Here is a 24944-nt window from a genome sequence, read left to right on the forward strand (position 1 = left end):
AGTTAATTTAATATACCTTATTTTGATTCAGTATCACTTGCGACTTCAGCATTTATATGTAAAATATCAAGCACTTGTTTTGCTCTTTCCTTTGTAGAACCGGAAAGAGTTGTATAGGAAATTGCTTCGGTATCAAGGAAGGATAAAATTGCTTTATCTACTGCTATAGCAATATCTTCATCTTGCCATCTTACTCCATCTTTTGAATAACCAAATTCTCTACCAACATAGAATATATGATCATAATTTTGTATATCTTTAATTGCAAGACCATATAAGTCCTTTAAAATTTCTATTTCCTTTATAGTGCGAGTCTTGTTGCCAAGCATAAAGCGTGCATAGATATAAGGAACAAAGGTAGCATAATCAGTTATAGCATAGTTAAAAACTGAAAGTTCATCTTCTAATTTTAATTGACCAAGATAAATTCCATATTGCTCTGAAATTGTTTCTATCATACCTTTTTCTCTTAAATAGTCAGTGCTGTACTCTGATGCACATCCCACATCTAATCCAGTGATTTTCATATCTACATATAGTTGTTGCATAAGTGTGGTTTTACCACAACGGGGTCCACCTAAAATTGCTACTCTAACAGTCATAATTACAGCCTCCATATTCTAATAGGGTTTAATTATAACAATGTAAAGAGGAATTTTCAATAAAATGCGAAGGAAAAGTAGCATTTAAATAAAAACATTCTCATATTATAAGGGTATATAGAGTAAAAATGAGAAATTTTATATGTAAATTGTAATGAAATCGTAATGAAATATTTACTAATTTAATATATAATAATATATGTTATACTTAATATATATTAAATTTATATATTAAGTCATAATTAGGTATTTTAAAATTTATTGGTGGTGATAATATGGATAAAAAGATTTATGTCATGTTGAGCCAGACAGGGACATGCTTCTCTAGGGCTATAAAACTTTATACAAAATATAATTATAATCATACGTCCATAGCGTTAGATAAGGATTTAAAAAGATTATATAGTTTTGGTAGAAGAAAATTATATTTTCCACTTAATGCTGGTTTTATAAACGAGAACATTAATACTGGAATATTTAAAATGTATAAAAGCACAACATGTAGAGTTTACGAATTAACAGTTACGGAAGAAGAGTACAAGCAAGTTGAAGCAATTATAGATAAATTTGAAGACGAACATGATAAATATAAGTATAGTTTTATTGGAATATTAGCTATAATGTTGCATATACCATGTCAAAGAAAGTATCATTTCGTATGTTCTCATTTTGTAGCACATGTTTTAAAAGAGGGCAAAATTGTAGATTTTGAGAAAGATGTTTCCTTAGTTAAGCCAGAAGATTTTGATGCTATATCAAATGGACAGGTTGTTTATACTGGATTATTAAGTGATTATGCATGTTAAAAAATTATATAGTGGAATTTTATTTTTAGATTATTAAAATATTGGTAGCAGGTTAAGGAATATTCTTTGCCTGCTAGTTTTTGTTATGTTTAAATCTTAAATTCACATGTGAAAATAAGTGAATTAATCTAAGTTATTAATTTGAGTATGATAATATTAAGATATTAGTATGCCTAAACCAAGATAATAATAAAAAGTTCTATAAAATGATTAATATTATTTGTTTTTATAATAAATAATATGTTATTATATAAATTGTGCTTAAAAGAGATAATATGTATTAACATAGATATAAATTGGTAAGAATTTATATCTATAGAATAATAATTTTTACAATCAAAAATTATAATGAAATACATTTTATAGTATGTTAATTGTACGATACTAATATGCTTTCTAATTAAATGAGAAGTATTTAAATATAGAATAAAGGAGTGAAGGTAATGAGTGATTATATAAAGGAAATACAAAAAAGACGAACCTTTGCTATAATTTCCCACCCAGATGCAGGTAAGACTACACTTACAGAGAAGCTACTTTTATATGGAGGAGCTATTAGACTTGCAGGTTCTGTTAAGGCTAGAAAAACATCTAAGCATGCAGTTTCTGACTGGATGGAAATTGAAAAGAAGAGGGGAATATCTGTTACCTCTTCAGTAATGCAATTTGGATATGATGGATATTGCATAAACATATTAGATACGCCTGGACATCAAGATTTTAGTGAAGATACATATAGAACACTTATGGCTGCAGATAGTGCCGTAATGGTTATTGATGGAGCAAAAGGTGTAGAGGATCAGACAAGGAAATTATTCCATGTTTGTAGTATGAGAGATATTCCTATATTTACTTTTGTAAACAAGATGGATAGAGAAACTAGAGATCCATTTGAACTTATGGAAGAAATTGAAAATGAACTTGGAATTAAATCCTATCCTGTTAACTGGCCAATAGGTACAGGTATGCATTTTAAAGGTGTTTATGATAGGGAACAGAAGCAAATACAAATGTTCAAAGCAGGAAATCATGGTCAAGTAGAGGTAAGTGAAATTATCATTGAACTTGATGATGAAGTTACGGCAAGAGAAGCTATAACAGATAGTTTATACGAAAAACTACTAGAAGATATAGAACTTTTAGATATAGCTGGAGATAAATTTGATGATGAAAAAGTTAGAAGAGGAGAGCTTACACCAGTATTCTTTGGTAGTGCCTTAACTAACTTTGGAGTGGAGCCATTCTTAACTCATTTCTTAAAATTAACAACGGCACCACTAGGAAGAAATTCTGATATTGGAAGAATTGAAGCTATAGATAATAATTTTTCTGCTTTTGTATTTAAGATTCAAGCTAATATGAATAAAGCTCATAGGGATAGAATAGCATTTATGAGAATATGTTCTGGCGAATTTGAGAAGGGTATGGAAGTATACCACGTACAAGGTAAAAATAAGATAAAGCTTGCACAGCCACAACAATTTTTAGCCCAAGATAGAGAAATTGTTGATAATGCATATGCAGGAGATATAATAGGTGTATTTGATCCAGGCATATTCAGTATTGGAGATACACTATGTACTCCAAGTAAAAAACTAAAATTTGAGGGGATTCCAACCTTTGCTCCAGAGCGTTTCGCTAGGGTAAGAACTGTGGATACAATGAAAAGAAAACAGTTTATAAAGGGTGTAACACAAATAGCCCAAGAAGGTGCTATACAAGTATTTAAAGAACTCCATATTGGAACAGAGCAAATAATAGTTGGAGTTGTTGGAGTACTTCAGTTTGAAGTTTTAGAATTTAGATTAAAAAATGAATATAATGTAGACATTAAAATGGATATGTTACCGTTTAGAAATATTAGATGGATTGAAGCTATAGAAGGTAAGGCAGATGACTTAAGCTTGACTAGTGATACAAAAATAGTTAAGGACTTTAAGGATAGAGATCTTTTGATATTCCAAACTGATTGGGGTATTAGTTGGGCTTTAGAGCACAATAAAGGATTAGTCTTGTCTAATATAGGTAAAGGCGAATAAGAAAGATATGAATCACTTTAATTAAAGTGATTCATATCTTTTTTTTAGCTATAGAACAAAAAAAGATATGAAAGATTCTTTGTTAAGGCAAAAACTGTATATATGCTCTAATTAAGTTTATACACTCCATTTTGAAAATCTATGAGGGATTTTAGATTCCAACTCCAACTCCAATTTCAAATTCTTAATTACAATTTATATATTGAATTTATTTTTTGTTATCTTATATTCCTCTATATAATCTAAAATTATAGTTATTAAGGAGGCTGCAATTATTAAATTAATAAGATTTCCACCGATTATAAAAAATAGAATAATTGAAGCGATGAGTAGTATAAAACTACTAAACCAGCGTAGATAAAGCATAGTAATCTCCTTTCTATGTAACAGGTTATAGAATTAAATATGAGTTTAGTGTATTCGTAAAATGATATTTTATACACTTGAGAATCTAAAACCAAATAATAAGTCAAACATACTGGCTTATTATTTGGTTTTAGATGCCTTATAGATATTTACAGAATAAACTTGAAATTTTCTTAATTTGTTGTATAATTGAATTGTATGGATACATTATTAAATTGTATGGGTACATTAAGGAGGGGGAATGAATATGAAAACTAAATTATCGGTTAGAAATTCAAAAAGTTGCAGAACTATTAGCATGGTTCAAGTAGGAATGATGGCGGCTTTAGTATATATAGCAACTGCAATTATAGCAATACCAGTAGGGGAGAGTGCAGTTATACATTTAGGAGATACGGTACTTTTTTTATGTGCAATTTTATTAGGTAAGAAAAAAGGGGCAGTGGCAGCAGCCATAGGGATGACATTCTTTGATTTGTTTTCTCCGTACTATATTTGGGCACCATTTACATTAGTTATAAAGGCAACAATGGCATATATAGCAGGGACTATAGCTTATAGAAACAATTATGAAGGTGATAATCTTTGGAATAATTTATTTGCATTTATTGTAGCAGGAATATTTATGATAGGAGGATACTTCATAGCGGGAGGTATTTTGAACCACTTTGTTTATGGGATACCAACGCTTTCACAAGGATTTTTAGTGGCAATTAAAGATATTCCAGCGAATATAATTCAATCAACAGGTGGAATAATAATTGCATTACCATTATCTTTACCATTAAAGAAATATTTGGCTAAATATATATAAACTATATTAAAAATTGACATTGATTGAGTGAATGTCTGTAATGAATTAGCTTTGTTTTATAGAATTGTTGAAATATATATACTAATGTTAAGCATCGCAATTAAGTGGTGCTTATATTTTTTTAATTTAATATATATCTAAAAAGAATAATAATATTTTAAATACATACATATAAATTAATAACAAACAGTAAAGAATTAACAGTATATATTGATATAATATTCTGAATATTATATAATTAACTCATTACCATTAATGTATTTTAATAAAAAAGTTTGGGGGCGTTTAGAATGATTCAAGTATTTTGTAAGGAAAAAGGCTCTGGAAAAACAAAAGCATTAATAAATTTAGCAAACTCAAAGGTAAATGACTGTAAGGGGAATATGGTTTATATTGATGATGACACAAAGGTATTGTTAAGGGTAGATAAAAGTATCAGGTTCATATGTTCAAAGGATTTTAAAATTAATAACTACAAAGATCTTTACGGGTTTTTATGTGGCATAATATCTAAGGATTATGATGTGGAAAATATATTTATTGACGGTGTTTTAAGTGATATATGTAAAGATAAACAGGATATAAGTGATGTGTTAAATAAGTTAGAGTACTTATCAGAAAAGTTTAAAATCAATTTTTATACGAATATTAGTTGTGAAGAAAATAATATACCAGATACTATTAAAAAATATGTGGTTTAGAGAAAATTTATATTTACTCTTGAAAAAGTATAATAATAATAGTAAGATGTATTTAAAATAAAATATTGAAAGAGACAATGATGAAAAGAAGTAACTAAAGAAATTTTTAAGAGAGCTGGTGGTTGGTGTAAATCAGTAAAGGATTTTAGTGAAATACATTTCTAAGTCTTAGGCTGAAGTAGTAGTAGGCTGTTACGGTTTCCTAACGTTATTAAGGATAAGAGCGTAATTTGAATTATAATTAGTAATTTAAGTTATAAATTTGGGTGGTACCACGGAATGTTTCGTCCCTAGTATATTAATACTAGGGACTTTTATTTTTTTGATAACAAAATGGGATGAAAGTTATATCTAATATTTTATGGAGTAATTTATATAATAGCTATATAGATTCTAATTAAAGATTTAGAATTTAAAATTTAAAATTAGGGTAAAATATTTAGTGGATTTTAAAGAATGGAATGTATCAAGTTAATTATAGTATGTATAAATTAAATACTTTAGAAATGAAAGTCAATATTTAAATAATAAAATTAAGATTTAAACACAATTAGGAGGAAAAGATTATGGAAAACATAAATGTATATGATGTTCTAAAAGAACGTGGATTTTTAAAACAATTAACTCACGAAGAGGAAATGAGAGAGATTTTTGGTAAAGAGAAGGTTACTTTCTATATAGGATTTGATCCTACAGCAGATAGTCTTCATATTGGTCACTTTATTGCAATGATGTTTATGTCACATATGCAAAGAGCAGGCCATAGACCGATAGCGCTAGTAGGTGGAGGAACTGGAATGATAGGAGATCCATCTGGAAGAACTGATATGAGGAATATGTTAACTAAAGAAGATATTGATCATAATATATCATGTATAAAAGGTCAATTATCAAAACTTATAGATTTCAGTGATGGAAAAGCAATTCTTGAAAACAATGCAGATTGGCTTTTAGATTTAAACTATGTAGATTTTATAAGAGACATAGGAGTTCACTTCTCAGTAAATAGAATGCTTACAGCAGAATGTTTCAAACAAAGATTAGAGAAGGGGTTATCATTCTTTGAATTTAACTACATGTTAATGCAAGGATATGATTTCCTAGTTTTAAATAAAAAGCATAACTGTACAATGGAGCTTGGTGGAGACGACCAATGGTCTAACATTTTAGCTGGTATGGAACTTATTAGAAGAAAAGAAGGTAAGTCAGCTTATGGTATGACTTGTTCATTACTTACTAATAGTGAAGGTAATAAGATGGGTAAAACAGCAAATGGCGCTGTTTGGCTAGATCCTGCAAAAACATCTCCATATGATTTCTTCCAATACTGGAGAAACATAGCTGATGCAGATGTGGAAAAATGTTTATGCTTATTAACCTTTGTAGAAATGGATGAAGTAAGAAGGCTTGTAGCTCTAGAGGGGTCAGGAATTAACGAAGCTAAAACAGTACTTGCATATGAAGTAACAAAGCTTATCCATGGAGAAGAAGAAGCTATAAATGCTAAAAAAGCATCAGAAGCATTATTTAGTGGTGGAGCAGATATGAGTAATGTTCCTACCGTTGAAATTAGTGTAGATATGAAGGAAGCTGGAATTCTTGACATTATAACTACTACGGGAATAGTGCCATCTAAAAAAGAAGGTAGAAGACTAATTGAGCAAGGTGGACTTACTATAAACGATATTAAAATAGAGGATGTTAATGCAACATTTAATGAAAGTTATGTGGAAAAGGATGGCTATGCACTAATAAAAAGAGGGAAGAAAAAATTCTATAAATTAATAATAGCTTAGTGTAAAATTAATGAGCATGCCGATGGTATGCTCATTGTTTTTTATTAAGTAATTATATTAAGTAGTATTTTAATTATATTAAGTAGTATTTTAATTTTATAAAAACTATAGAACTAGGAATTGTAGCTATAATGGACTTCATTTAAGCTTAAATTGTTACGATTAACTTATTAGGGGGTGAAGTGTGTATGTCAGGTATATGGAAAATTAATATGATGCAAAATTATACAACTAGAGATGACTTTAATAAATTAAGTTTTAAGAAGGGAGATTCATTTTCAGCAAGGGTTTTAAGACTAGAGGGTAGTGCTACAGATATCGTTATAAAGCTTTTAGATGGAAGGGTATTTCCGGCAAGAGTAGATGGTATGACATTACAGGAGCCTCTAAGTGATTATATGTTTAAATTTCAACTTGAAGGTTTCGAAAATGGGAAATTTCTGCTTAATGTTTTAGAGTCTAATGTAATAAATAAAGGTGTGGGTAGTGAAATATTAAGTGGGGAAGATCCACTTATGGAGGAGCTACTTAAAAATCTAGATTTTCCAGTGGATAAGAGCGATGTTCAAATCCTAAAAACCATGCTTAAAAACAATATTCCACTTACGCAGGAGAATCTTTTAGATATAAAAGGACTTAAGGAATTTACAGATAAGGGAAATAATTCTGTTGAAAAAATAGATGTATTTATAGATAAATTTATTGAGGGAAAAGGAATCTTGCCAGGCAGTCAGGAATCTGAAAGTATAAAGTCAACATTAACAAAGGTATTAAATCAAGTTAAAAATTTAAATGTTGATGATGTTTTTATTATGAAGTCATTGAATGTAAAATTAAATGAGGATAGTATTAAGTCCTTTACAAGGGTAGTTTCTAATGATTATAATATATTAGAACAATTAAAGGATACTAGTAATATAATTAAAGGAAATAGTAATGAAAATACTAATAACAAGTCTATAATTCAAGATAATATTGTAAGTAAAGAAATTATAGATAATTTAAATACTTCAAAAATACCAAGTCAAGAAACTAGCATAAAGCCGACTATGGATTTAAAGGAAAATGTAAGTTTAGCCTATAAAGAATCTACATTAGGTAGTATAGAAGGTGATGAGGTAGAAATTAGCATAAATGAAAAAGAGATAATAGGTAAGCTAATAAATGAAGTGGGAAAAGAAAAAGTGAATATTTTAAAGGATAATTCTTCAGGGGGGATATTAGAGAGAGAGATAACTAGTAATATAGTAAAAGAAGAGTTAAAAGATAAGATATCTCTCATAAAGTCAAATTTACTAGAAATCATGAAGTTATCAGAGAAGGGTACAACCTCTTTAAATAATATAACTCAATCACTAGAAGCAAAATTCCAAGATTTTAAAATGCTCAATACCATAAATAACAATTATTATATGCTTAATGTGCCAATAAATACAAAAAATAACGAGTATGGGTGCAAGCTTATTATTAAGGATGATAGGGGCAAGGGAAAAAAATTAGATTCAGAGAATATTAAAATAGCGGCTAGTGTTGCTACTGTAAATATGGACAAGGTGGATGCTTATGTAACAGTAAATAAGAATGTGGCATCTATACAAATAGAAAGTGAAGCTATTTATGTGAAACTTCTAGAAAAGTTTAAGGGTAAGCTTCTTGAAAATTTGTCTACAAATAGTTACATGTTTAATGTGGCTATAAAAGAGAGAAAGCACGAGTTTTCATTTTCTAATTGTAGAAGTTTTTTTGAAGATGAGGATTTTAGAACAATAAATACTAGGGTATAATTGGGAGTTGAAAGTTATATGGAAGATTTTAAGAGAAAAAAGGCTGCTGCCTTAAAATATGATTATGGACAAAGTACTCCTAAGGTTACTGCGGCAGGTATGGGAAATATTGCAGAAAAAATACTTAAGGAAGCTGAAGAAAATAAGGTGCCTATTGTATATAATGATGAACTAGCGGATATGCTTACAAAGGTGGATATTGATAGTGAAATACCCTATGAACTTTATGACGTGGTAGCAAAGATTATAGCTTATGTAATGGATATAGATAGTAAATCTAAGTGATGAAGAAGTTTTAATAAAGCTAAGGTAGTAAAGCTAGGTTAGTGAATATAATAAGATTTATAAGAGGAATGTTAAGGGATATACAAAAGATTAAAAGATTATGAAATAGATAGTAGGTGATAGTATGGCATTATATGCAATTTCAGATCCTCATTTAGCTTCTTCAACGGATAAACCTATGGATATATTTGGTGATAAATGGGTGAATCACGTTGAGAAAATAAAAGAGAACTGGATGGAAGTAGTAAAGGATGAGGATACAGTATTGATAGCTGGTGATATTTCATGGTCTATGAATATGGAGAATGGCAAGGAAGATTTAGAGTTTATAAATAGTCTACCAGGTAGAAAGATTTTCGTTAGAGGAAACCATGACTATTGGTGGAGCAGCATTAAAAAGTTAAATGCTATGTTTGAAGGTATGGAATTTATACAAAACAATTTTTTTGTATATGAAGAATATGCCATATGTGGAAGTAGAGGATGGGTATTAGAAAATAGTCCAAAGTTTAATACCCATGATAGAAAAATATATGATAGAGAAATATTAAGACTTAAGTTATCCTTAGATGAGGCTGTAAAGCAAGGCTATAAAAAGATAATATGTATGATACATTATCCACCTATATTTCCGAATATACAGGATAGTGAATTCACGAAGATATTTGAAGAATATAAGGTGGATAAGGTTATCTACGGGCATCTTCATGGTGGAGGGCTTTGCAATGTTTTTGAAGGGAATAAAGACGGGGTTGAATATATATTAACATCATGTGACTATATAAATTTTAGACCTATAAAGGTTTTAGAGTAAAATTGTTACACAGGACTAATGCATAGTTTATTAAATAAAATGGTATGCTTTAAACTAATTGTGAAGTTCAGTTTAGAATTTATTTAAAGCATAAACAAATAAAAAAATATGGGTAAAAATGTTACTAGGAATGGTTATTTACAATCATTCTTAGTAGCATTTTTTATTGTAAATAGATATTTATAATATGTAATTTAAATAGTAATTAAAGCATATAATTAATAAAAATAATTTTAAGGAGAATATTAATGAAAAAAAACATTAGGTTAATTGCTGTTTTATTAATTATCTGTGTAAGTTTTATTTATGTAGGATGTAGCAAGAAAAGTGCTGGCAGTAAAGATGACGTAATAAAAGTAGGGTGGATTGGATCATTAACTGGGGATCAAGCCGTTTGGGGACAGTGTGAATCTAATACAGTAAAGATGTTTTTTGATGATATTAATGCAAGTGGTGGTATTCTAGGTAAAAAAATAGAAATAGTTGCTTATGATACAAGAGGAGATGCTACAGAGGCGGTTAATGCAGTGAAGAGATTAACAGGCCAAGATAAGGTAGTTGCAATAATAGGACCAAATGCTAGTGGTCAGGCAATACCTATATCAACAGTATTGGAAGAGATGAAGGTTCCAGACATAGCAACAGTTGCAACAAATCCAAAGGTTACTATACTAGATGGAAAGGTTAAACCATATAACTTTAGAGTTTGTTTTATAGACCCATATCAAGGTGCAGTAGCAGCTGGATATGCAGCTGAAATATTAGGAGCTAAAACAGCAGCAGTTTTATATGACATTGGGGATGATTACTCTCAAGGGTTAACTCAATATTTTACTGAAACCTTTGAAGCTAAAGGTGGAAAGATTGTAGCAAAGGAAGGTTTTAAAACAGGAGATGTTGATTTTAGACCACAGTTAACAAAAATAAAAGCACAAAACCCTGACATAGTATTTATGCCATACTTCTTTAAAGAAGTAGCACTAAGTGCAAATCAAGCTAGAGAATTAGGGATTACAGCAACATTAGTTGGTGGAGATGGATGGCCATCAGAGCAATTAATATCAATGGCTAAGGATGCAGTTGAAGGATCATATTTTGTTAATCATCTAGATTTTAATGATCCAGATGTACAGGATTTTAAAAAGAAATATAAAGAAAAGTATAATAGCGATGTTGAATTAAATGGATTCCTAGCTCAAGATGCATGTTCAATGCTTGTGGATGCAATTAAAAGAGCAAATAGTTTTGATTCAGTAAAAATAACAGCAGCTTTAGAGACAACAGATATAAAAGGAATAACAGGAAAAATTAAAATAGGAAAAGATAGTCATAATCCAGAAAATAAAGATGCTGCAATTCTAAAAGTCGTTAAAGGCGAATATATTTTCCAACAAAAATATAGTGCTAAATAGGAATTAAAGAATTGTTAGATTTTATTATTAATTAGGATTAGAAAGCTAAAGTGGTGGGTGCTAAGAGAATTATTTAAGGTGTCTTCAAAAAACAAATAAGTCAGTATCCTCGGCTATTTTGACTTATTGTTTATTTTTAGATGCCTTATCAATAAATGTTTTTGAGCAAATAATAGTTCTAGCACCTACCATAATATATAAAATAATATAAGGAGAATTAGCTATGATAAATTTTTTACAACAGGTTATAAATGGTCTTTCCATAGGCAGTATATATGCTTTAATGGCAGTGGGATATTCATTAGTATATAGTATTATGAATTTTTCTAACTTTGCACATGGTGGAGTAATTATGTTTGGTGCCTATTTTGGATTCTTTTTTATGACTTTATTTCAATTTTCATTCCCAGTTGCTTTTGTTTTATCAGGAATTTCAGCGGCCATATTAGCTGTTGTTATAGAGAAAGTAGCATATAATCCATTGAGAAAAAGAAAAGCACCATTCTTATATTTTATAATATCCGCAATGGGAGTTTCTATATTTTTAGAAAACTTAGTTATTGCAACTATTGGTCCAACCTTTAGAACCTATCCTCAAGTGTTTTCAGCGAAGCCATTTCAATTAGGTGGATTAACAATAGGTAGAATTGATTTGATGATGTTTATAATATCGGCACTTTGTCTTTTATTTCTTGTATATATTATAGAGTTTACTAAAATAGGTAAAGCCATAAGAGCGACATCATTTAATATGAAAGCCAGTGCATTAGTAGGTATTAATACAGGACTTATTATGACATTGGTATTTGCGTTAGGCGGCCTTTTAGGTGGGGTAGCAGGTGTGCTTTTTGGAATGAAGTATACTGTATATCCACAAATAGGGGTGATTACTACAAAATCCTTTATAGGTGCAGTTTTTGGAGGGTTAGGAAGTATACCAGGTGCAGTACTTGGCTCTGTGCTACTAGGAATAATCGAAACTATTACCGCTGCATATATTTCTTCACAGTATAGAGACTTAATTGCATTTATAGTTTTAATATTAGTGCTTGTCATAAGACCAACAGGGCTTATGGGCAAAGTAACAGAAGATAAGGCGTAAGGAGGTAAATTATGAGTTGGTATTATTTACAAGGGATATTAACCTTAGCGGGCATTTATATGTTACCAGTATTAGGATTATGTTTACTGACAGGATTTACAGGATTGTTTTCATTTGGACATGCTGGCTTTATGGCCATAGGAGGGTATACAACTGCAGTAATGTTAACGAAACTTAGTATACCATTTCCAATAGCAATATTAATAGGCGGTATAGTAGCTGCACTCATAAGTATTATTATAGGAAAAGTTACCTTAAATTTAAAAGGTGACTATTTCTGTATAGCTACTCTTGGATTTGGAGAGGCTATTAGACTTATATTGGACAATGTTAGTTTCTTTGGTGGTGCAAGAGGTTGGCCAGGTATACCTACAAAATCATCACTAGTAGTTGTAATTATTTTCGATATACTAGCAATAATTCTAATTGCCAACATATTGAAATCAAGACAAGGCAGAAATATGGTAGCTATAAGGGAAGAGGAATTAGCATCTAAAATGGTAGGAATAAATGTATTTAAATATAAGTTATATGCATTGGTTATTAGTGCATTTCTAGCTGGTATAGGTGGAGGGCTTTTAGCAACTTACCTAGGGTTCTTACAGCCGAAGATGTTTAGCTTAGTAAAATCAACTGAGCTTATAATTATAGTTATATTTGGTGGGTTAGGAAGTATATCGGGAAGTGTTATAGGCTCACTAATATTAATTTCACTTCCAGAACTATTAAGAAGTTTTGCAGATTGGAGACTTGTAATTTATGGAGCAGCAGTAGTTTTTATAATGATAGCAAGACCAGAAGGATTAATGGGTGGAAAAGAATTAAATTTACGTTGGATAAGGAAATTGAAAAATAGAATAGCGAAAAAAGGAAGAGCGGACGAAATAGATAAATTAGGCGAAACAGATAAATTATGCGAAATAGATAAATTAGATGAAATAGATAAATTAGATGAAAATCAATGGGGTAAAAAAGACAAGTTAGATGAAGAGGGAGGTGTGTAACATGGCTCTTTTAGAAGTAAAGAATTTAACTAAGGAGTTTGGAGGGTTAAAAGCTGTTAATGATGTTTCCTTTAAAGTGGAGGAAAAAAGCATTGTAGGCTTAATAGGTCCAAATGGAGCAGGAAAAACAACTATATTTAATCTTATAACAGGAGTTTATGCAACTACTTTCGGTGAGATACGATTTAATGGAGAGATAATACAGAAAAAGCCAACCCATGAAATAATTCAAATGGGAATAACAAGAACTTTTCAAAATATCAGGTTGTTTAAAAAGTTAACGGTATATGAAAATATAGTAACGGCTTGCCATAATAATGTGAATTATTCATTTTGGGAAGCTATGTTACTAGGAACCTTGCCTAAATTTTTAAGCAAGAAAACTAGAATGAAAAAACAAGAACTTATGATTAAAGAAAGGGCAGAACAACTAATGGAAGTATTAAATCTTACAGATAGAAGAGATTCAATAGCTAGCAATCTTCCCTATGGAATACAGAGAAGACTTGAAATAGCAAGGGCATTAGCAGCGAATCCCAAGCTTTTACTACTTGATGAGCCAGCAGCAGGAATGAATCCGGAAGAAACAGAAAGGCTTATGGAGTTAATAGTGGAGATTAAAGAAAAATTCAACGTAAGTATATTATTAATAGAACATCATATGGATTTGATAATGGGAATATGCGATAAAATAGTTGTTCTTAATTTTGGATGCAAGCTGTCAGAAGGAGATCCAGCGGAAATCCAAAATAACAGCAAAGTAAGAGAAGCCTATTTAGGGGGTGTAGCAGATGTTGAAGGTTAATAATTTAAATGTATATTATGACGGAATACACGCTCTAAGGGGAATAGATATAGAGGTGAATCAAGGAGAGATAGTTACTATAATAGGTGCTAATGGAGCTGGGAAATCCACATTACTAAATACAGTATCAGGTTTTTTAAAGCCTAGAGTTGGAACTATAGAATATAAAGGTGAAACATTAGGTACAGTACCAAATAAAATAGTGAAAATGGGATTATGCCATGTTCCAGAGGGGCGGTTAGTTTTTGTAAACCTAACAGTAAAGGATAATCTTATACTGGGGGCGTACCTAAGAAAAAATAAAAAACTTATACAGGAAGATTTAGAAAAGGTATATACGCTTTTCCCAAGACTTAAGGAAAGAGAAAAACAAATAGCAGGAACATTATCCGGGGGAGAACAGCAGATGCTAGCTATAGGAAGAGGGCTTATGAGCAATCCAGATCTTATATTGTTAGATGAACCCTCATTAGGACTAGCACCCTTATTAGTACAAACTATTTTTGACATAATAAAAGATATTAAAGCCATGGGAAAGACAATTTTACTAGTGGAACAAAATGCCTATAAAGCTTTATCAATTGCAGATAGAGCCTATGTTCTAGAACAAGGTAAAATTACAATGGAGGGCAATGCCAAGGATATATTAAATAATCCTAAAGTGGCAGAAGCTTACTTAGGTACTTCTAACAAATAGTATTAAAATACCTTGTTAAGGATGGGGTTAAAATAAATTGATAATACAGGGAAATAAATATTAGAATGATAAAATATAAGCATTATATAAGTGAAAAAAATGAACTTGCAACCATCAAGGAGACAGTTGTAGGTTCATTTTTGTGATTATATTTTAAGCTAGCATCACCAATATCAAAGAGAATTTCATTTTCAAAGCTTATAACTAATCCTCTTTCTTCGATAGAAGTAGAAACGTTGGCAGATAAATTAGAGCCATTAATATTTGAATCAATTAAAAGGTGGTTGTAGTTAAATAATAAGTATTTATGCAATTCCAAGTAGTTTAAATAAAGTAGTTGTTAAAAAACATACTATAAAGGCTATAGTAGTAGGAAGGATAAAGCCAACAAAGGTCCATTTAAAACTTCCAGTTTCCTTCTTTATGGTCATTAAGGTTGTAGTACAAGGCCAGTGAAGCAAACTAAATAGCATAACATTTAGAGCAGTTAAATAGGTCCATCCATTAGCCCGTAGCACATCTCCAAGTGCAGTTAAACTATTAAACTCCACCATATTTCCAGTAGCCATATAAGCCATTAATAATATTGGAATCACTATTTCATTTGCAGGGAATCCTAATATAAAAGCAAGTAATATAAATCCATCAAGACCAATCATATTACCTAAAGGGTTAAGAAAATTTCCGACATGAGAAAGTATACTAAGGTCACCCACATATACATTTGCAAATATCCAAGTTATGATACCAGCAGGTATTGCAACAATAACTGCACGATATAAAACAAATATAGTACGATCTATTATAGATGAATATAAAACTCGACCTATCTTAGGAGTTCTGTATGGAGGAAGTTCTAAGGTGAAAGTTGAAGGAACGCCTTTTAACAAGGTTTTGGACAATAATAATGAAACTAGCAAGGTAACGATAATTCCCACTACTATAGTAAGAGTTATACAAATGGCATTTAAAGCATTGGCTTGAAATGAATTTGTAATTATTGATGAGAAAAATATAGTGGATATAGCTATTAATGTAGGAAACCTACCGTTACAAGGAACAAAGTTATTAGTAAGTATAGCGATAAGTCTTTCACGTGGGGACTCAATTATTCTACAGCCTATAACACCAGCTGCATTACAGCCAAAGCCCATACACATAGTAAGACATTGCTTGCCATGGCAACCAGCTTTCTTAAAAAGATGATCTAAGTTAAAGGCAACTCTTGGTAGATACCCGAAATCTTCAAGCAAGGTGAACAAAGGGAAGAATATTGCCATGGGGGGTAACATAACTGATACTACCCAAGCTAGAGTTCTATAAATTCCATAAGTAATCATTTCATTTAACCATAAAGGAAAGTGTATAGAATTTAAAAGGTTGAAGATTTTAGGTTCTATATAGAATAAAATATCAGAGAGCATTTTAGAAGGATAATTAGCACCTTGAATAGTAATCCAGAGAACTATGCCAAGGAGAAGAAGCATTAGAGGCATACCAAATAATTTAGAGGTTATGACTCTATCGATTCTATCATCTCTATCAAATTTTTTAGAGTCATTTATAGAAATAACATGGTCATACAAATTTTTAGCATGTTCATAGGTTATTTTACTAAGGTGATCCCTGGTAGAACGTTTATCAATATGTTTTGGTAGTTTAGTTTTAATATTATTAAGTGCTGCTTTATAATCGCCATCAATATAACTATCCATAGAAGCATATATGCTTTCATCGCCATCTATAAGTCTAAGGCCAAGCCACCTAGATTTTATATATGGGATTGTTTCTTGTAAATCACTCTCTATTAGATTTAAAGTGTTTTCAATATATTCATCATAGATTATAGTTTTATTATTATAGTTATAATTACCAGATACAACAGTGTCTAAGGTGCTTAAAAGAGTATCAATTCCATATCCATTTTTGGCAGAGGTTAATACTACGGGAATACCAAGTTCTTTTTCAATTTTAGCCTTATCAATAGATATGCTTTTCTTTTTAGCTTCATCTATTAAATTTATACAAAGTATTACTTTATCTGTTAATTCCATTATTTGAAAAACTAGATTTAAATTTCGCTCTAAGGAGGTAGCATCAGCGACAACAACAACTGCATCAGGATTTCCAAAGCATGCAAAGTCACGAGCTACAATTTCCTCTTGTGAAGCAGCAAATAGTGAATAAATACCGGGCAAGTCTATTAAGGCATAGTTTTTATTATTATAACTAAAGTCACCTCTTGCAGTACAAACTGTTTTACCTGGCCAGTTTCCAGTATGTTGTCTAAGACCTGTTAAGGTATTAAACACGGTACTCTTACCGGTATTTGGGTTTCCGGCAAGGGCAATGACATATTGATTATCTTTTTTTTCTATGTCAAACATGTCTTTAAGTGATTTTACTTTAGTAGAATCATAAGTTAAACCCATAATTAAACCTCCTATATTAGATATATGAAACTATAATTTTATCTCCTTCTTCTTTTCTTAAAGCTATCATAGCACCCCGAATATTATAGACTGTTAAATTATTCTTAGGACCATGCCTTACAACATGGATATGTGCTCCATTAGTTAATCCAAGCGCTAACATTCTTTCTCTTTGGTAGCCATCGGAAAGCAAGTTTTCTATTTTAACGGTTTTATCAACCTCGATATCTGTAAGTTTTTTCACTGAAAATACCTCCTAGGTATATAAATATAAATTAATCTGTAAGTTGAGTTAGTTTAGTGTATAAAGTATCCACTACTATATAATTAATATATGGAAGATATTAAAGAGGGTTACAACAACATATAGCATTAATGAGTAGATAAGGTGGGTTAGGCTAAGAAATAGCCACAGTAAATAAAAAAATATAGCAAAAGATATATGGAAATGGTACAATTAGTGTAAAATATTAGCAATGAATAAAGGAGTAAATCAATGAAAATTACATCCTTAATAAAGTTTGGGGTTTTTGGAATTAGTACAATTATATTTAAAAGAAAAAAGCCCATTCTTGGAACAATAATACTAACAGATAAATGCAATTTAGCCTGTAAACATTGTGCTGTAAATAATATTACATCAGTAATACACCCATATTTTCAGATTAAAAAAGAGATGGAGTCTTTATACAAGGAAGGGATTCGCATCTTGTTTTTTTGCGGGGGAGAAACTTTTTTATGGGAAAGTGAAGGCAGAAATATACGTCATTTAATAGTTGAAGCTAAAGAAATGGGATTTCTTATTGTAAATGTAGTAACAAATGGGACTTTTAAGATTGATTTGCCGGAAGCAGACTTAATTCTTTTAAGTCTTGATGGTGGAAAAGAAAATCATGATTTAATTCGAGGGGAAACCTATGACAATATAATTGAGAATATTAGTAGGGCTACATCATCAAATATTTGTCTTTACATGGCAATTAACAAACTAAATAAAGGGGATATTGAAGCAGTTTGTAGTACTGCGAAAGAACAACCTAATATAAAAGCAGTTTCATTTAATTTTCATACACCTTACCCAGGTACAGAAAATCTTGCATTAACAGTTAAAGAAAAGGAAGAATGTTGTACAAGTATTGGTAAAATGATGGACAGTGGAGTTCCAGTTTTTAATCTAAGAAGTGCCTTTCCATATATTATTAACAATAATTTTCCGACTCCATGCCATCAGTGTGTGGTTATGGAAAATGGTAAAAAGTCTACTTGTGGTAGATGTATTGATGTACCAAATCTTTGTGATAAGTGTGGATATTTTTTTGCAGCAGAATACGCTCTTGCATTTCAAGGTAATTTAAAGATTATTTTTGATATGTTAAGGACATATTTACGCTACATATAGGGGGAGTGTTATGAAATTAACATCAATGATGAGGGTGTGGCTTACAAGATCTTTAAAACCCTTTATTTTTACAAATGAATATTCTAAGGAATTAGAAATAGCAGATATAGAGCAACTTGGACTTTATGTTCATATTCCTTTTTGTCGCAGGTTGTGTAGTTTTTGTCCATATTGTAAAGTTATTTATGATGAAAACCAAGCCAAATGTTATAAATCAGCACTTCTTAAGGAAATTGACATAGTGGGAGCTACTATGAGTAAACCAAAACAAGTTACTAGCTTGTATTTTGGGGGTGGCACACCTGCTTTAATGGTGGATGATATTGGAGAAATAATACAAGGAATAAAGAAATATTTTATAATAAGTGATGGTATTGGCGTTGAACTGCATCCTGATGACATCAACCCTATGACTTTAAAAAAGTTAAAAGATGCTGGAGTTACAATGATTAGTATAGGTGTTCAATCTTTCAATGAAAATTGTTTATCTGCAATTGGTAGAAAACCAACTGATTATAATTATATTTTCAAGACTATACAAGATTCTAACTTTGAAACTATAGATATAGATTTAATCTTTGCAATTCCAAATCAGACAGAAAAAACCTTAGAAGAGGATATAGCAACTGCTTTTTCAAATGGAGGAACTCAGATTTCAACCTACCCATTTATTGATTTTACCTTTGCAAATAATACTCATAAACCATTGTCAGAGGTGAAAAAAAAGAAAATGCTAAGAAGTATTACTTCTTATTGTGAAAGAAATGGATATGACCGTACATCCGTATGGACATTTGCAAAGAAGAATACGGGTAAATATTCATCCATTACAAGGGATAATTTTATAGGATTTGGAGTATCCGCAACAACCTTATTAAAAAGTCAATTTAAAATTAATACATTTTCCATTGATGAATATATTAAAAGAGTTGAAGAGGGGAAGCTACCAACATCATTAACTCTAGATTTTTCACTAAGGCAAAGAGCTGTTTACTATCTGTTTTGGAGCTGCTATTCAATGAAAATAGATACTGAAAAGTTCAAAAAGTTTTTTGGAGTTTCTCTTAATAAATTATTTGGATTAGAAATTTTAATTTGTAGAATCTTAGGGTTTATAAAAAAACAAGGAAAAGAGATTTATGTTACAAATAGAGGAGCCTACTATTATCATTATATTGAACAAGCTTATACCACTGCATATATAGATAAAATGTGGAATGTTTCAAGGAAAATAGCATTTCCAGAGCAAATTATATTAAAATAATGCATCTAAAAACAAATAACAAGCCTAACATGCTGACTTGTTTATTTTTGAAGATGTCTAAATTATAGAAAACCGTGCCATAATTTTGGTACGGTTTTCTTGAGATTTATTACAGGATGAAATCTATAAAAATAGTTAAAAATGAGATAAACCAAGTTAGAAGTACAATAATTAAGATAATTATTTAATTTTATCGTACTGGCAAAAGCTACAGTGGATATTGTTATCCATGAAGGGGATAGACTCCACTAAAGACCACTCTGACATCTTATCTAAAGATGGGAAATGGCGATCAGCTTCATAAAATCCATCTATTTTCGTAATAAATGCTCTATGACAATAAGGAAGTAGCTGGGTATAAATAGATTCACCGCCAATGATAAAAATATCCTCACTTGGATATACCTTCAAAGCAGCTATAAGTGAATCTATACTATGGTATAAAAGAAAGTCCTCATGAAAACCTTCGGTTCTTGAAGTTAGTACAATATTTATACGATTTACAAGGGGCGTTTTATTTGGAAAGGTTTCTACAGTTTTACTACCCATGACAACTATTTTATTAAGGGTTTTTTCTTTAAAATAAGCCATATCCTTTGGAAGGTTTACAAGTAAGCCACCATGACAACCTATGCCCCAATTGCTATCGACAACTGCTATTAAATTCATTACACAAATCCTCCTACTATAAATGATTCATTTAGGCTAATAATACACAGAAATAAGGAGGATTTCAATTAAATGTTATTACTTTCTCTTAGTATAGTTGTCAAGTGCATTATCCCAATTCACAACATTCCACCAATTGTTTATATATTCATTTCTTCTATTTTGGTATTTAAGATAGTAAGCATGCTCCCATACATCAATAGCTATGATAGGAGTGAGATTTAATGGTATTGGGGTATCTTGATTTGCAGTTGATACTATTGAAAGTTTACCATTTTTATCAGATAGTAGCCATGCCCAACCAGATCCGAATCTGCCTAAGGCAGCATTAGAAAATGATTCTTTAAATTTATCAAAGGAACCAAAATCACGATCAATAGCCTTAGCTAAATCCCCAGTAGGTACGCCACCTTTATTTGGTCCCATTATACTCCAAAAGAAGTTGTGGTTGTAATCTCCACCAGCATTGTTTAATACTGCAGTTCTAACATCAGCAGGTATTTTATTAGGAGAAGATAATAATTCCACTAAGGATTTATTATAAAGTGCTGGATACTTTTCAAGTGCCTTGTTTAAATTATCAACATATGCTTGATGATGTTTATCATGATGTAAAGTCATAGTCTCCTTGTCAATGTATGGCTCTAAGGCATCATAGGCATAAGGAAGGGGTTCAAGTGTGAATTTTTTTACCTCTTCAGCAGCATAACCGTAGGCATTAATTGATACCATGGGACATAAGATTATTAATATCATTATTAGTGGTATGAATTTTTTCAATGTTAATCACCTCAAGTATAGTATGTTTAATTGCTTACTAAATATTTAAGATAAATTATGGAAGAAGATAAAAATAGTAATCTATTAATAGGGTCTAAGTAAAACATTAAATATTAAATTTATAAGAATAGGTTAATAATATGTTAATTATATTGATATATTCTAGAAAAAGTGGTATAGTTTAAAAAACTTTAAATATAGTCCAGAGAGGCTATGAAGGAGGCATATTATGAATAATACAAATCATATCGCAAAAAAAACTTCTAGTGAAGAAACGGATTTACCTCAAGGCTTTATTGGGGTGGATGAAAAGGTTCCTCTAAAAAAAGCTATTCCACTTAGTATTCAACACATGTTTGCTATGTTTGGAGCATCAGTTTTAGTTCCAATTCTTTTCAATATTGATCCAGCAACAGTTTTATTTTTTAATGGAATAGGTACTCTAATCTATGCGGTTATAACAAAAAGAAGAATACCGGCATTTTTAGGGTCAAGCTTTGCGTTTTTAGCGCCTGTATTTGCATTGACGAGTAAGGGATTAAGTTTTGCAGAAATTCAAAGTGGATTTGTGGCGTCTGGACTTATGTTTACAGCAGTAGGTGCTTTAGTAGGTGTGTTTGGAACAACTTGGATTAAAAAATTATTTCCACCAGCAGCTATGGGTGCAATAGTAGCAATTATAGGATTAGAATTAGCCCCAACAGCAGCGGATATGGCTGGATTTGCAGTAGGTGGAGCGAATAGTGTAATTAACAATCCAACATGGATTTTAGTTTCAATGATAACATTAGGAACAGTAATATTATCTTCAGTTTTATTAAAAGGATTTTTAAAGGTAATACCAATACTTATAGGAGTTGTAGTAGGGTACATAGCAGCCTGTTTTGCAGGATTAGTTGATTTTGAAACTATTAAGAATGCTAGCCTACTAACAGTACCAAAGATTGAATTGGTTAAATTTAATATAAATGCAATAGTAACGATTTTGCCTGCAACATTCGTGGTAATTGCAGAGCATATAGGACATCTTGCAGTTACTAGTAACATAGTAGGTAGTGATTTATCAGAAAATCCAGGGTTAAATAGAAGTTTAATGGGTGATGGTATATCAACAACTATATCAGGATTCTTTGGATCAGTTCCAACAACAACCTATGGAGAAAATATAGGAGTTATGGCACTTACAAAGGTATATAGTGTTTATGTAGTATGTGGAGCAGCAATTTTCTCAATAGTACTTGCCTTTTCAGGAACATTATCTGCTTTAATTAGAAGTATACCAACTCCAGTTTTAGGTGGAGTTAGTTTATTACTATTTGGTAGTATTGCAACCTCAGGACTTAGAACATTTATTGAGGAGAAAGTTGATTTTTCAAAGGGAAGAAACCTTATAATGACTTCAGTAATTATGATAATAGGTTTAAGTGGAATTACAGTTAATGTTGGAGTTGAACTTAAGGGTATGGGATTAGCTACTGTTGTAGCGATAGTATTAAGTGTATCCTTTATGATTTTCGACAAGCTAGGAATAATGAATGAATAAATAGATTTTAAAGAGACCCTAGGGTCTCTTTTTTTAATGCACGAAAAAAGTATAAAAGTTTTTAGTAGCATAGTTCTTTAAAAGTATTTTATTAGGGATATTATATAAAGTAGTCTAGTCCAACTTCGTCAATAGTTTCAAAATATCCTTTTTTTGTTCTTTCATTAAGAATTTCAGTTGCTTTTTCTAGAGTGATTTTAGGAAAGCTCATTAAATCATAGAGTGAAACGGTATTAAGATTTATATTTAGTGGTATCATTTCTTCATCAAGCCAAAAATATTTAGGGATTTTTATATGTGCATTTTCAATCCATAGTTCCTTACCTATATTTTTATCTATAGGAATATCACCATTTTCTATCATGTGGCACAAATTATTAAAAGTTTTTTTATATTCATTAAGATCTTTTATAAAGACATTCATATTTCCTATCATTCCATTATATGCAGCCTTTTCATATATATCAGAAAGGTCATTGGATATGGTTTTTCCTATTGTTGTAGATATGAATAATTTTAGTAGTTCTTGTTTATCTTCAGGAAAACATTCACACCACATTTTTATAAATTCAATAAAAGGAACGGAGGTTTCATTTAAGTCATCTTTAATTTTATACCATGTCCAGAAAGTTTTTAGCATAATGTTTTCAAAGGGTGTAAATAATTCTTTTATATCAGATTTATCATTTATGTTTGAAATCAAAAAGTTGTTGTAGAACTGTACTGATAGGTAGTTGTTTTGTAAAATCTTATTTGTACTTATTCTATAGAAAAGAGTTGCTATAACTCCTTCACAAGATAACATTTCTTGTGAATTTTTTAGCTTTGTTTTATCAAAAATCGTTGAGGTGTGTTCAAGTATTATAGTATCGGTTATATTTAATTTTAAATTATCAGTTGCTGGAAGTAACTTGCTATGAATATATGTATTACATAGAACTCCATTTAGTCTTAATTCAGAATCCGCTTCACATTGCCATAATTTATATATGTCTTTATCATAACTATATTTTAAATTATTTAATTCTTTATAATGTGTAATAAAATCATAGGACAACTTTTCAAAATGAATCGCCCAGCCTTCGCTAAAAGCCATAAAATAATCAGTTATACCCATACTGACATGCTGTTTTGAAGAATTACTTGATGGGAAATTTTTAAATATATTTGACATCATTACATGGCCTAATTCATGGCTAAAAATTTTAAGGTTACCATTGTTTAAACTTTCTTCATCAATAAGTAAATCAACATAATTTAAATGTGGATAGTGAGCAGATTTATCTGAGTCTATTAAGTTAAGTCCACAATTTGCAAATCCACCTTCAGTATTTGAGAGAAATAATACATTTGGCCCAATAGTATCTTTCATTAAGTTTCTTGTGCATTGATTCAATTTAACAACTGATTGATGAAATGGGAATTCTAACTCTTCAATTATTTTCTTATAAAGTGGAGAGGTTTTAGATAATTTCTCCCCGCTAGGAATATTATTATTGTCACCTTTAGACTTTGCTATGCATATTTTTTCATTAGGATTTGGGAAAATATATTCCATAATTAATACCTCCTAAATTATACATTTTTATATTATTATACAATACTATAAAAAAGATGTAAACGATATACGTATTTAACTTAAAATTCTATTGGGTGTGTTAAAAATTATGTGAAAAAGAGCTATAGTTCATCCAAAGAGAATTTATAGGTTTCTACTGCGGATTTTTTTAAAAGTTTAATAGTTGCAAAAGTTAAAATTAATTATTAGAATCACAATGTTTTTATGTTTTTATGTTTTTATGTTTTTATGTTTTTATGTTTTTATGTTTT

Annotated in this window: 22 protein-coding genes and 1 other annotated feature; of the genes, 16 read left to right on the forward strand and 6 right to left on the reverse strand. The window is 30.4% G+C overall.

What is annotated here, in order from left to right:
* Window positions 1-17: 17 nt before the first annotated feature.
* The gene (locus tag RSA29_RS08245) at window positions 18-602 is read right to left on the reverse strand and encodes an AAA family ATPase (protein ID WP_346943678.1); all 585 of its coding nucleotides are present in this window, start codon (window positions 600-602) and stop codon (window positions 18-20) included.
* A 275-nt stretch (window positions 603-877) separates the two neighbouring features.
* On the opposite strand from RSA29_RS08245, the gene RSA29_RS08250 reads away from it, so the two are divergent.
* From RSA29_RS08250 to RSA29_RS08310, 13 genes are all read left to right on the forward strand, one after another.
* Window positions 878-1408, forward strand: coding sequence for a hypothetical protein (locus RSA29_RS08250; RefSeq protein WP_346933654.1), 531 nt, complete (start codon window positions 878-880; stop codon window positions 1406-1408).
* 443 nt (window positions 1409-1851) lie between these two features.
* Entirely contained in the window at window positions 1852-3447 is a 1596-nt protein-coding gene (locus RSA29_RS08255) for a peptide chain release factor 3 (protein WP_346933655.1), read from the forward strand.
* 607 nt (window positions 3448-4054) lie between these two features.
* The gene (locus tag RSA29_RS08260; RefSeq protein ID WP_346943679.1) at window positions 4055-4627 is read left to right on the forward strand and encodes an ECF transporter S component; all 573 of its coding nucleotides are present in this window, start codon (window positions 4055-4057) and stop codon (window positions 4625-4627) included.
* A 290-nt stretch (window positions 4628-4917) separates the two neighbouring features.
* Window positions 4918-5328 (forward strand): hypothetical protein, encoded by a 411-nt coding sequence (locus tag RSA29_RS08265; protein WP_346933657.1) that lies wholly within the window; start codon window positions 4918-4920, stop codon window positions 5326-5328.
* Between the two features lie 68 nt (window positions 5329-5396).
* Window positions 5397-5623 (forward strand) — a binding site (T-box leader).
* Between the two features lie 271 nt (window positions 5624-5894).
* Window positions 5895-7124, forward strand: a complete 1230-nt coding sequence (gene tyrS / locus RSA29_RS08270; protein WP_346933658.1) for a tyrosine--tRNA ligase — start codon at window positions 5895-5897, stop codon at window positions 7122-7124.
* A 188-nt stretch (window positions 7125-7312) separates the two neighbouring features.
* Window positions 7313-8908 carry a hypothetical protein gene (locus RSA29_RS08275; protein ID WP_346943680.1) on the forward strand — a complete coding sequence of 532 codons (1596 nt, stop codon included), beginning with the start codon at window positions 7313-7315 and terminating at the stop codon, window positions 8906-8908.
* A gap of 18 nt (window positions 8909-8926) precedes the next feature.
* Window positions 8927-9193 (forward strand): EscU/YscU/HrcU family type III secretion system export apparatus switch protein, encoded by a 267-nt coding sequence (locus tag RSA29_RS08280; protein ID WP_346943681.1) that lies wholly within the window; start codon window positions 8927-8929, stop codon window positions 9191-9193.
* Between the two features lie 124 nt (window positions 9194-9317).
* Window positions 9318-10007, forward strand: a complete 690-nt coding sequence (locus RSA29_RS08285; protein ID WP_346943682.1) for a metallophosphoesterase — start codon at window positions 9318-9320, stop codon at window positions 10005-10007.
* A gap of 248 nt (window positions 10008-10255) precedes the next feature.
* Window positions 10256-11419: an ABC transporter substrate-binding protein gene (locus tag RSA29_RS08290; RefSeq protein ID WP_346933662.1), complete on the forward strand. Its 1164-nt coding sequence runs from the start codon at window positions 10256-10258 to the stop codon at window positions 11417-11419.
* A gap of 223 nt (window positions 11420-11642) precedes the next feature.
* Window positions 11643-12521 (forward strand): branched-chain amino acid ABC transporter permease, encoded by an 879-nt coding sequence (locus RSA29_RS08295; protein WP_346943683.1) that lies wholly within the window; start codon window positions 11643-11645, stop codon window positions 12519-12521.
* A gap of 11 nt (window positions 12522-12532) precedes the next feature.
* Window positions 12533-13525 carry a branched-chain amino acid ABC transporter permease gene (locus RSA29_RS08300; RefSeq protein WP_346943684.1) on the forward strand — a complete coding sequence of 331 codons (993 nt, stop codon included), beginning with the start codon at window positions 12533-12535 and terminating at the stop codon, window positions 13523-13525.
* Between the two features lies 1 nt (window position 13526).
* A complete protein-coding gene (locus RSA29_RS08305; protein ID WP_346943685.1) occupies window positions 13527-14330 on the forward strand; it encodes an ABC transporter ATP-binding protein in 804 nt (267 codons plus the stop codon).
* Entirely contained in the window at window positions 14317-15027 is a 711-nt protein-coding gene (locus tag RSA29_RS08310; protein ID WP_346943686.1) for an ABC transporter ATP-binding protein, read from the forward strand. Before RSA29_RS08305 ends, RSA29_RS08310 begins: the two co-directional genes overlap by 14 nt.
* A gap of 305 nt (window positions 15028-15332) precedes the next feature.
* Here the strand turns inward: RSA29_RS08310 and feoB are convergent, their stop codons facing one another.
* Window positions 15333-17459: a ferrous iron transport protein B gene (feoB, locus tag RSA29_RS08315; RefSeq protein WP_346943687.1), complete on the reverse strand. Its 2127-nt coding sequence runs from the start codon at window positions 17457-17459 to the stop codon at window positions 15333-15335.
* 16 nt (window positions 17460-17475) lie between these two features.
* Window positions 17476-17703: a FeoA family protein gene (locus RSA29_RS08320; RefSeq protein ID WP_346933670.1), complete on the reverse strand. Its 228-nt coding sequence runs from the start codon at window positions 17701-17703 to the stop codon at window positions 17476-17478.
* Window positions 17704-17955: 252 nt separating this feature from the next.
* On the opposite strand from RSA29_RS08320, the gene RSA29_RS08325 reads away from it, so the two are divergent.
* The gene (locus tag RSA29_RS08325) at window positions 17956-18858 is read left to right on the forward strand and encodes a radical SAM protein (protein WP_346943688.1); all 903 of its coding nucleotides are present in this window, start codon (window positions 17956-17958) and stop codon (window positions 18856-18858) included.
* Window positions 18859-18868: 10 nt separating this feature from the next.
* Window positions 18869-20122, forward strand: coding sequence for a radical SAM protein (locus tag RSA29_RS08330; RefSeq protein WP_346943689.1), 1254 nt, complete (start codon window positions 18869-18871; stop codon window positions 20120-20122).
* Between the two features lie 180 nt (window positions 20123-20302).
* Here the strand turns inward: RSA29_RS08330 and RSA29_RS08335 are convergent, their stop codons facing one another.
* Both RSA29_RS08335 and RSA29_RS08340 read right to left on the reverse strand, forming a co-directional pair.
* On the reverse strand, window positions 20303-20791 hold the full coding sequence (locus RSA29_RS08335) for a dihydrofolate reductase (protein ID WP_346943690.1): 489 nt from the start codon (window positions 20789-20791) through the stop codon (window positions 20303-20305).
* 78 nt (window positions 20792-20869) lie between these two features.
* Window positions 20870-21523: a superoxide dismutase gene (locus RSA29_RS08340; RefSeq protein ID WP_346943693.1), complete on the reverse strand. Its 654-nt coding sequence runs from the start codon at window positions 21521-21523 to the stop codon at window positions 20870-20872.
* Window positions 21524-21800: 277 nt separating this feature from the next.
* On the opposite strand from RSA29_RS08340, the gene uraA reads away from it, so the two are divergent.
* Window positions 21801-23114, forward strand: a complete 1314-nt coding sequence (gene uraA, locus RSA29_RS08345; protein WP_346943691.1) for a uracil permease — start codon at window positions 21801-21803, stop codon at window positions 23112-23114.
* 100 nt (window positions 23115-23214) lie between these two features.
* Here the strand turns inward: uraA and RSA29_RS08350 are convergent, their stop codons facing one another.
* Entirely contained in the window at window positions 23215-24672 is a 1458-nt protein-coding gene (locus RSA29_RS08350; protein ID WP_346943692.1) for a hypothetical protein, read from the reverse strand.
* Window positions 24673-24944 lie beyond the last annotated feature (272 nt).

It is taken from the genome of Clostridium sp. (genome assembly GCF_036660475.1).
Lineage (GTDB): Bacteria > Bacillota > Clostridia > Clostridiales > Clostridiaceae > Clostridium_J.

Excerpts from the sequence above, each read along its gene's own strand:
- RSA29_RS08290 (WP_346933662.1), top strand. The coding sequence starts at position 10,256 with ATGAAAAAAAACATTAGGTTAATTGCTGTTTTATTAATTATCTGTGTA.
- RSA29_RS08255 (WP_346933655.1), top strand. The coding sequence starts at position 1,852 with ATGAGTGATTATATAAAGGAAATACAAAAAAGACGAACCTTTGCTATA.
- RSA29_RS08305 (WP_346943685.1), top strand. The coding sequence starts at position 13,527 with ATGGCTCTTTTAGAAGTAAAGAATTTAACTAAGGAGTTTGGAGGGTTA.
- RSA29_RS08350 (WP_346943692.1), bottom strand. The coding sequence starts at position 24,672 with ATGGAATATATTTTCCCAAATCCTAATGAAAAAATATGCATAGCAAAG.
- RSA29_RS08310 (WP_346943686.1), top strand. The coding sequence starts at position 14,317 with ATGTTGAAGGTTAATAATTTAAATGTATATTATGACGGAATACACGCT.
- RSA29_RS08330 (WP_346943689.1), top strand. The coding sequence starts at position 18,869 with ATGAAATTAACATCAATGATGAGGGTGTGGCTTACAAGATCTTTAAAA.
- RSA29_RS08325 (WP_346943688.1), top strand. The coding sequence starts at position 17,956 with ATGAAAATTACATCCTTAATAAAGTTTGGGGTTTTTGGAATTAGTACA.
- RSA29_RS08340 (WP_346943693.1), bottom strand. The coding sequence starts at position 21,523 with ATGGTATCAATTAATGCCTACGGTTATGCTGCTGAAGAGGTAAAAAAA.
- RSA29_RS08245 (WP_346943678.1), bottom strand. The coding sequence starts at position 602 with ATGACTGTTAGAGTAGCAATTTTAGGTGGACCCCGTTGTGGTAAAACC.
- RSA29_RS08265 (WP_346933657.1), top strand. The coding sequence starts at position 4,918 with ATGATTCAAGTATTTTGTAAGGAAAAAGGCTCTGGAAAAACAAAAGCA.
- uraA (WP_346943691.1), top strand. The coding sequence starts at position 21,801 with ATGAATAATACAAATCATATCGCAAAAAAAACTTCTAGTGAAGAAACG.
- tyrS (WP_346933658.1), top strand. The coding sequence starts at position 5,895 with ATGGAAAACATAAATGTATATGATGTTCTAAAAGAACGTGGATTTTTA.
- RSA29_RS08260 (WP_346943679.1), top strand. The coding sequence starts at position 4,055 with ATGAATATGAAAACTAAATTATCGGTTAGAAATTCAAAAAGTTGCAGA.
- RSA29_RS08300 (WP_346943684.1), top strand. The coding sequence starts at position 12,533 with ATGAGTTGGTATTATTTACAAGGGATATTAACCTTAGCGGGCATTTAT.
- RSA29_RS08280 (WP_346943681.1), top strand. The coding sequence starts at position 8,927 with ATGGAAGATTTTAAGAGAAAAAAGGCTGCTGCCTTAAAATATGATTAT.
- RSA29_RS08295 (WP_346943683.1), top strand. The coding sequence starts at position 11,643 with ATGATAAATTTTTTACAACAGGTTATAAATGGTCTTTCCATAGGCAGT.
- RSA29_RS08285 (WP_346943682.1), top strand. The coding sequence starts at position 9,318 with ATGGCATTATATGCAATTTCAGATCCTCATTTAGCTTCTTCAACGGAT.
- RSA29_RS08250 (WP_346933654.1), top strand. The coding sequence starts at position 878 with ATGGATAAAAAGATTTATGTCATGTTGAGCCAGACAGGGACATGCTTC.
- feoB (WP_346943687.1), bottom strand. The coding sequence starts at position 17,459 with ATGGGTTTAACTTATGATTCTACTAAAGTAAAATCACTTAAAGACATG.
- RSA29_RS08275 (WP_346943680.1), top strand. The coding sequence starts at position 7,313 with ATGTCAGGTATATGGAAAATTAATATGATGCAAAATTATACAACTAGA.
- RSA29_RS08335 (WP_346943690.1), bottom strand. The coding sequence starts at position 20,791 with ATGAATTTAATAGCAGTTGTCGATAGCAATTGGGGCATAGGTTGTCAT.